Source organism: Granulicella sp. L46, assembly GCF_009765785.1.
GTDB lineage: Bacteria > Acidobacteriota > Terriglobia > Terriglobales > Acidobacteriaceae > Granulicella.
In genome coordinates this window covers 945,613-953,262 of the sequence record NZ_LMUT01000012.1, presented here as the reverse complement: position 1 = coordinate 953,262, position 7,650 = coordinate 945,613, and the positions used below count along the sequence as shown (strand labels likewise).

The window sequence follows — 7,650 nt, the reverse complement described above, 5'->3', positions numbered from 1 at the left end:
CTCGATCCCGCCCCCCCCCCCCGCCTCTTTCAGCCCGCGTCTCCCACCCCCAGCGCTCCCATCCTCCTTCATCCAACACTCCGCATCCCCGACGCCGACTATCTAGCCGCCATCGAAAAGATCAAAGCCTACATAGCCGCCGGCGACACCTACCAGGTCAACTTCACCGACGCCATCACCTTCCCCACAACCCTCTCCCCCGCGACCCTCTTCACGACCCTCTCGCAAAACCAATCCGTAGCCTACGCCGCCTATCTCAACCTCGGCCCGCAATCCATCCTCTCCTTCAGTCCCGAACTCTTCTTCCGCATCGAAGCGGACCCCGACGGCAGCACAAACAAAATCACCACCCGCCCCATGAAGGGCACGATGCCCCGCGGCCTAGACACCACCGAAGACACCGCCGCCGCCCTCGCACTCCAGCGCGACGAAAAAAATCGCGCCGAGCATGTCATGATCGTAGACCTACTCCGCAACGACCTCGGCCGCATCTCCCTCCCCGGCAGCGTGCACGTCGACGACCTCTTCGCAGTCGAGCGCTACCAGACCCTTCTCCAGATGACCTCCACCATCTCCGCCACTCTCCGCCCCCGCACAACCTTCTACGACATCTTCGCCGCCATGTTCCCCTGCGGCTCCGTCACCGGCGCCCCCAAGATCCGCACCATGCAAATCATCCGCGAGCTCGAAGCCCACCCCCGCGGCGTCTACACCGGCGCCATAGGCTTCATCGCCCCCGACCGCAGCGCAACTTTCAGCGTAGCCATTCGCACGCTAGTCCTCCACAACAACGAAGCCCACATGGGCGTAGGAGGCGGCATCGTCGCCGACTCCGTCCCCGCCGACGAGCACCGAGAGGCCCTCCTCAAAGCCTCCTTCCTCACCCGCACCCACCAGCCCTTCGAACTAATCGAAACCATCCTCTTTGATCAGCACTACGCGCGCCTCCCCCTCCATCTCGATCGCCTGGAGTCTTCCGCGCACTACTTCGATTTCCTCTGCGACCGCACCTCTGTAGAAGCCCAACTCCGAGCCTTCGCCCACTTCCTTGACCCCCGCCACCCCCACCGCGTCCGCCTCCTCCTGGTCCCCGACGGAACCGCCTCCATCACCGCGCAGCCCCTCGCCGACAGTCCTCAGGGCACTTGCTTTTCTTTCTGTCATTCCCTGCGGGAATCTGCTGTTGTCTCTCCCGGCCATGAATCCATCGACTCGGCCACCGCTCTAGCGCCGGACCCTCCCGCCATCACCGTAACCCTCAGCCCACATCACACAAACTCCGCCGACCCCTTCCTCCGCCACAAGACCACCAACCGCAACCTCTACAACGAAGAGCTAACCCGAGTCCGAGCCGAAGGCTTCGACGAAGTCCTCTTCCTAAACGAACGCGGCGAGCTAACCGAAGGCGCCATCAGCAATCTCTTCGTCGAAATACTTGGCGACCCGGCAGGAGCAGGGAAGCTCCTAACCCCACCGCTCTCCTCCGGAGTCCTCCCCGGAGTCATGCGCCGCCACCTCCTCGAAACCTTCCCCGAAGCCGAGGAGCGCGCCCTCACCCTCGCCGACCTCGAGCCCCCAAATACCCTCTGGCTCTGCAACTCCGTCCGAGGTCTCCGCAAGGCAACGCTGCGCCTCGACTCGATGTAAAGGAAGCTTTACTTAATGGCAAGTCGCTGTAAAGCGAACTTGACATCGAGGCCAGAAATTGTCAAGGAAACTTTACATTAAGGCCAGAAACCTCTCCGATCAACGATCCGAAACCAGGCTAAACACCCCTCTGCGTAACGCGAAACGCGGCTATGTCATACACAAAATGCACAGAGTTACAGCCGGTAAGCCTTCTTCGCCAACCCATAAGACAACGCATGCGCCAGCTCTACAGCCTCATCTTCCCCCAGCCGATGCTCGCTCACCAGCCTCGCCAAATACGCGCAATCCACCCTCCGCGCCATGTCATGCCGCGCCGGAATTGATAGAAATGCCCGTGTATCGTCATTAAATCCCACCGTGTTGTAGAACCCGGCCGTCTCCGTAACACTCTCCCGAAACCGCATCATCCCCTCCGGACTGTCGTGAAACCACCAGGCCGGCCCCAGCTTCAAACAAGGGTAGTGCCCCGCCAAAGGAGCCAGCTCCCGGCTGTACGTAGACTCGTCTAAAGTGAACAAAATAATAGACAAACCAGGCTCATTTCCAAACGCATCCAGCAGCGGCCGAAGCGTCTGCACGTAGTCCGTAGGCCCCGGAATATCCGCCCCCGTATCCCGTCCATACCGTTGAAAAATAATCCTGTTATGGTTCCGCACACTCCCCGGATGGATCTGCATCACCAGCCCATCCTCCAAACTCATGCGCGCCATCTCGGTAAGCATCTGCGCCCGAAACAGCTCCGCATCACCCTTTCCATTCAACACTTTACCGAACAGCTCCGCCGCCTCCGCCGCCCCCAGATTCGCCGTCCGAGCCGTAGGATGCCCATGATCCGTGGCCGTACACCCCAACCCCTTGAACCGCACCCGCGTAGCCCGTAAAGCCGCCAAATACCCGCTCCAGCTACCGGTATCTTCCCCCGTCAGCCCACCCAAACGCGCAATATTCCCAGCAAATCCATCAAAATCCGGGTCCACCACCGAGTCCGGCCGGAACGTCGGCAAAATCCTGGCCTTCCATCCCGACTCCCGAATCGCCTCGTGATCCGCCAGCGAATCGAGCGGAGAATCAGTAGTGGCCAACACCTCAAGCTGAAACCGCTCATACAATGCCCGCGGCAAGAACTCCTTTGTTTTCAGCTTCTCAGAGATCACATCGTAATAGTGATCGGCCGTCTTATCCGATAACCGCTCCTCAAGTCCAAACAGCTCCTGAAAGCAGAAATTCAGCCAAATTCGAGTAGGCGTCCCCCGAAAAAGGTAATAATGCTTGGCAAAAATGCGCCAAACTCCCCGCGGATCCTTCATCTCCGCCTGCCCAATCTCCAGATCCTCCAGCGAAACGCCCTGGCTATACAACATGCGGTACACATAGTGATCCGGCTGCACAAAAAGCTTGGCCGGATCAGGAAACGCCTCGTTTTTCGCAAACCAGCCCGCCTGTGTATGTCCATGCGGACTGATGATCGGCAACGCGCGTACCTGCTCATAAAGCGCCCTGGCTATCTTTCGCACGCCGGGTTCTGCGGGAAACAAACGGTCTTCATGGATCAGCATGACGTGTACTTCACTCTCTATCTCGGATGCATCCCGCTGGAATCTGCGAGCAACACGGAAAGTATACAAACATAAAGATCACTCGGCTTCACAAAGTCCTGCGGACGTAAAAACAAATGGGAGGCCGCTATCGCGGCCTCCCATGGTGGATATTCAAAAAGGATCAGAACGTCAACTGCAACGACATCTGGATCTGTCTCGCACTGCCGATGGTATGTGAAACTACGCCAAGTCCTCCCGGGCAGTTGTAGAAACCCTCGTTGCTCGCGTCGCAGGAGGTTGGCAGCACCGGCGTTCCTGCCTCCGGGAACCCGTTGTAGTTCTCGTTCTGCGAAACCTCGTTGCCCGGCACGTCGAAGCTGCTGGTGTTCGACAGGTTATATACGTCGAATGTGTACTTCAGGCTATAGCGGTCGGTAAACTGCGTCATCTTCACGAGCGAAGCATCCGAACGCTTCTGGAACGCCTGCCGGAAGATGTTGCGCTGCCCGGTCGTGAAGGTGTTCTCATAAGGATCAGACGTCGGCACTGCTCCGTTCAGGCCTCCAGCCGGGAGTAATGGAATCGTGAAGCAGGAGGACTTCAGGGCTTCGTCGCCAAAGGCGCCGGAAAGCCCTGTTTTCGCGCTCTTGGCCGTACATCCGGCTGCAAGCGGCACAATTGGGTTCGTGATGCCGTTGCTTACGCCATAGTAGATGCTGCCAACCGCGCCGCTGAAGTCGATCACGCTGTAGGGCTGGCCACTTTGCAGGATCGTCAAACCGACCAGCGACCAGCCATTTGTGAAGTAGCTCGCCACATTGTGATGGTGCACAAAATCCGGAAGCCGGTACACATAGTTGAAGTTGATCACATGCGTACGATCAAAGTCGGCTGACGCATATCCATCGCGCAGGTTCAGCGGGTTGTTGCCGTTATAGAACAGCCCCAATCCGCTCTGCTCGTCGAGTGCATGCGAGTACGTGTAAGAGGCTGCAATCTGGAAACCGTGGCTCATGCGCTTTTCAAGGTGAGCCGTGAGAGCGTTGTAAGCATCCACGCCTGCCGCCCTGTAGTCAATGGACTCCGCCGCGTATCCGATGTACGGAACGCGATGGTCGATGTTACCGCCTTCATAGTCGTAGTCGTATCCCGTGCCGTCAGGCAGGTTCGCCCCCTGCACGTTATATCCGTACGAATAACTCTCGCCATGGATCTGGTGACTTGGCGAAGCGATGCCCGGCTGATTGAAGGGCACCGGGATTACCTGGTGTCGGCCGACGTTGCCCACGTATCCGAGCTCGAGCAACAGGTCATTGCGTGGCTGCCACTGAATATCTAGCGTGTAGTTGTACGTGTACGGCAGCTTGTTGGCGCGATCGTAGACGCCTAGCGAGATCGGTTGACCGCCATCGTTAATGCTGGCAATATTCGGCAGATACTTGCTCAGATCCGATGACTGCGGGTTGGATGGCGGAGCCGACTGAACGTTGGTATAAGGATTGGCCAGGTTGCCGGTGGCCGCGGTTGGCGGTGTGATGGGCGGTGTGGTGCCGCCGCCACCGCCGCAGGTGGGAATGTAATAGGAATACAGGCTTTGCACTGGGCACGTCTGTGCCGTCACAAACGGCAGTTGCTGGTTTACGCCGAAGGGTCCACCTGTCACGGTGCCGATCGCGTAGCCCGGCGAGAAGTAGCTGAATAGCTCACCCCGATCGTAGTACATACCGAATCCGGTCCGCACGACCACCTTGGAGTGGAACATCGCCGGCTGCCATGCTGCCCCCAACCGGGGCGCAATACCCCATTGCCGTCCCGTCAAGGTCGTCTTGCTTACGCCTTTCGTTCCATTCGTATTGTTGCCAGCGATAATGAAGCCTGGTTGTGTGATCGTGTCCGTTCCCTCATCGTACTGGTATGCGTTCGGATCACTTGAATTGTTTGGGTTCGGGAAGTCGAAGTTGAAGATGCGTCCGTACTTCTCCGTCAGGCCGCCATCCCAGTCATATCGCACGCCGGCCGTCAGGCTCAGGTTCGGTGTGATCTGGAACTTGTCCTGGGCAAATGTTCCAAGCTGGTTCGCCCGATAGTACCGGTTCGCATCGCCCTGCAGGAACGAGCTCACATAAAATGCCGTCGACGAGCTACCGGGCGTAACGTAACCCTGAGCGAAAGCACTCAAGTCGTCCGTTGCCACTGTGCCGGTGCCGGGGCGCTTGTCGATCGTGTTCAACTGCGTATAGCTGTAGCTCGCGCCAAACGTAAGCGTGTGCTTGCCCAGCGACCAGATGGCGTTGCCCGAAGGTTGGAACCGGTTCTGAAATACGCCAGTGTTGGACGACTGTCCTTCCGCGTTCGGTCCAATATTAAGAATGCCTGTACCCGGCAAACCGAGGTCGTAGGCTTCATTGCCCAGCACATTCACAATCGAAACGCCCGGGAAGTACGTTGATCCAAACTCGTTGATCGATACATTGCCCAGCGAGCCGGCCGGAATCGCCTCGGGCGTGAACGGCTGCTCGTTGGTCTCGTAGATCTTCTCCCGAATGAAACCGAATGTCTCTTGCGTGCTGAGGTTCGGCTTCACGAGGTACGTGTTATTGATCGAGGCCACCTGCGCGCCCGAATCCAGGTGCTCCGTAAAGCCCGGCACGCTGGAAAGTGAGTACGGCGCCAGGGTGGGATCATGCTGGTAGTAGTACTTGAGCGCGATCGTATCCTTCTTGGTCGCATTGTAGTCAACGTCCGCGACTGCCATATCGGCCTTGAACCGGCCTGTTCCCGGAAGGAACGCGTTGAAAGGATGCGTCGGTGTCATGCAGCTCGATCCGCAACCACTTCCTTGACCATCATTCGGGATCAGCCACTTGCCAGGCTCACCCGGCAGGGCAGGCGAGTTGAACAATCCGAGCGCGGTGTTGTCAATGTAAGCCGGCGGCGAATCCGGATATTGAGCGCTCACAATCGTCTGAAATCCCGCGGCCGTGCGCGTGCTGTCAGAAAGTCCAACGGGAACGGCCAGGAAGGAATCACCAATCTCCTGATCCGACACCTGCAAGTGTTGGTACGAGATAAACCCAAACAGTTTGTCCTTGATAATCGGGCCGCCGAACGTGCCACCCACCAAGTACCGGTGCAGCTCCGGGTTCTTCATGTTCTCGGGAATGCCGGGGTCGTTCTTGAAAAAGAAGGGTGCAGCGTTAATCCAGTTCGTGCCTCTGCGTCCAAACAAAGATCCATGAAAATTATTCGTTCCTGAAGCCGTGCTCATGTCGATGTGCGCGCCTGAGGTCGATCCCTGTTGCGCGTCATACATTGACGCATTCACCCGCAACTCGTCAATCGTCTGTGGAGGTGGCGACGGAAGTGAATTGCCGATGGAAAGATAGATCGACGCAACGCTCTGAATCACGCCGCCCGCTCCGTCACTCGTCGAAACGCCGGTGCTGTTGATGACGCGTGCCGAGCCCACATCGCTGGTGCTCTTACCATTGAACAGGTTGCTGGCGTCAACACCATTGAGCGAGAAGCTGTTGCTCGTATCACGCTGACCGTTCGCCCAAATGGGAGGGTTGCCCAGTCCAGAGTTGGCCCCTGTGCCAGACGGAAGCTCTGCACTCACGCCCGGCGAAAGAATCGCCGCGCCAAGCACTGACCCGGTTGGCAGCGGGATGGCCTCGATTTGTGCCTTATCCATCACATAGCCATTCGTCGTATCGGTCGCGTTCAGCAGCGGCGTCGATTCCACCGTCACCGACTCCGACACCGACCCCACCGCCAGCTTGCCCGGCAGCGTAATCGTGCGATCCGCCTGCACGTCGATCCCAGGAATCCGCTCCGTCGTAAAGCCGTTCAGCGCGAACGTGATTGTGTAGGTGCCAATCGGCAAGTCAAACAGTTCATAGCTGCCCGTTCCACTGCTCTTGGTGGTACGCACCAGCTTCGTCTGATCCGACGTAGCCGTTACTTCCACCCCTGGAATCGCGCTGCCAGCGGGATCAACTACTGTTCCCGTAATACCTCCAAGCGTCTGCTGCGCGAACGCCGGAGAGGTGACACAAAGCATCGCGGCAAAAATTAGAACGAGGGCTGAGAGTTTGCTGTTCAAATACACCAATGCACTACCTCCTGAAGATGAATCACCGTTAGCGCTGCCTGCCTGTCGATATACTTCGACACTGCATCCGCCGCGCCGTCGACAATGGCTAGGACGTTGCTATCTGGAGGGCCCGCTAGTTGTAAGAAACTTCTGTAGAAACCGAGAATCGGTTTAGCTTCGATTGCTGGATGCAAACTTGCCGTTCAGTTTTGATGGACCACTGCGTTGCCTCCAAAAGGGTGTTCGGGGGTAGAGCGCTGCCTGGACTGCTTATTGCAAATCGTGCGGGACGGTCTCGGTAGGTTAAAGAAACTAACTCCGGCAAACCGGTGTGGAGAACCGTCTAACTTTCTGAGCCGATATCGA

3 protein-coding genes are annotated in these 7,650 nt (G+C 57.9%); 1 reads left to right on the top strand and 2 read right to left on the bottom strand.

Annotated elements, in window-relative coordinates:
- Positions 1-1,647, top strand: a 1,647-nt coding sequence (pabB, locus tag GSQ80_RS13485) for an aminodeoxychorismate synthase component I (protein ID WP_158788113.1), incomplete at its 5' end; no start/stop codon positions are given.
- Between the two features lie 176 nt (positions 1,648-1,823).
- Here pabB and uxaC read toward each other — a convergent pair.
- Positions 1,824-3,206 (bottom strand): glucuronate isomerase, encoded by a 1,383-nt coding sequence (gene uxaC / locus GSQ80_RS13480; RefSeq protein ID WP_158788112.1) that lies wholly within the window; start codon positions 3,204-3,206, stop codon positions 1,824-1,826.
- A gap of 163 nt (positions 3,207-3,369) precedes the next feature.
- Positions 3,370-7,299 carry a carboxypeptidase-like regulatory domain-containing protein gene (locus tag GSQ80_RS13475; protein WP_254059630.1) on the bottom strand — a complete coding sequence of 1,310 codons (3,930 nt, stop codon included), beginning with the start codon at positions 7,297-7,299 and terminating at the stop codon, positions 3,370-3,372.
- Positions 7,300-7,650: the final 351 nt, after the last annotated feature.

Bases quoted from the DNA above. Each gene is read 5' to 3' on its own strand.
- uxaC (WP_158788112.1), bottom strand. From the start codon at position 3,206: ATGCTGATCCATGAAGACCGTTTGTTTCCCGCAGAACCCGGCGTGCGA.